Below are 1,065 nucleotides of genomic sequence, written 5' to 3'. Positions count from 1 at the left end.
ATTCAAAAAGATGGGAAAAATCAAAAACGTCTACTTCCGAATATGTATGGACTACTTAATATGCCCGAGCAGATAAAAGAAGAAGTTGCTAGTGGGGATAAGGATAAGATGGATAAAATATTTGAAAAAATTGAAACTGGACTTTCAAAGCTAGAGTTAGGGGACGAATTTTCTACACCTATGATGGTAATAGTTGACCCCGCAACTTCATTGAAATTAGTAAAACCATATTCAGTAGCACAAGCTCCTGCAATTAGCCCTGAAAAATGGGAGGATGTTTTGATCCAAACTATTAAGGCTATTAATAATAGAGAAGATGTTTACATTGAAACTTCAAACTTACTAAAACATCAAATACTCATTTATCCACTAAATTCGGAGCTTATTAAGTTTAAACCTAGTAAGTATATGTTGCCTACCCCGAATGAGCAAGTTGATAAAGACTCAACTGATATTGCACATTCATACATTGATTTTGTTTTGGGTGGTTTGCTTGCTACTAAAAATACTATTTTGCAAGTACATATTAAGCAAAGTTAAAAACATAAGGTAAATCAAAATGAGCGAACAAGTAGACTTACAAGTATCAGTTCAGACCGAAGAAGAACTTTTAGTAACAAAGCTTCATTCTGAAGTGTTATTGCTATTAGGAATAGATAAACTTGCACTAAGTAGGCAAAATTTTTTACTTCATTTATCGCTGCTGCAAGCTATTTTAATAACACGTGGCATTGAGGCTAGTTCGCTAACATATGAACAAATATTTTTGCTTACTTTTTACCATATGGGCTGTCAATTAAGAAAGCAGGGGGTTGTTCGCGAATTTGAATTTGAAAGGATTAAAAAAGAAAAGTTCAATGAGCTTGAGCTTGATTATTATCCCAGCAGTAGTGGAAGCGAAGAGAGTGGTGGAGATGGTTGTGGATCAAACAAAAACTTTTGTTCACAGCTTGATGCATTTTTAGAAAAGCTAAAAAGAGAAACTTCAACACCATCATGTATGGGAGTTGTCTAGTGAGTGGTGTTAGAAAAAGACTAGCGGATATGTCTGTACGTATGATCAAC

Annotated in this window: 1 protein-coding gene and 1 pseudogene; both read left to right on the top strand. The window is 34.4% G+C overall.

Features of this window, described 5'->3' with window-relative positions:
- A pseudogene (locus tag HNP67_RS06835) lies at positions 1-540 on the top strand (hypothetical protein); the annotation flags it as partial.
- Positions 541-559: 19 nt separating this feature from the next.
- Entirely contained in the window at positions 560-1,015 is a 456-nt protein-coding gene (locus tag HNP67_RS06830; protein ID WP_184125822.1) for a DUF3890 domain-containing protein, read from the top strand.
- The last annotated feature ends 50 nt before the right edge of the window (positions 1,016-1,065 follow it).

Origin of the sequence: Borreliella californiensis, from assembly GCF_014205885.1 — a bacterium.
Taxonomy (GTDB): domain Bacteria; phylum Spirochaetota; class Spirochaetia; order Borreliales; family Borreliaceae; genus Borreliella; species Borreliella californiensis.
Note: the sequence above shows the minus strand (reverse complement) of the source record. Positions and strands in the feature narration are given on the sequence as shown.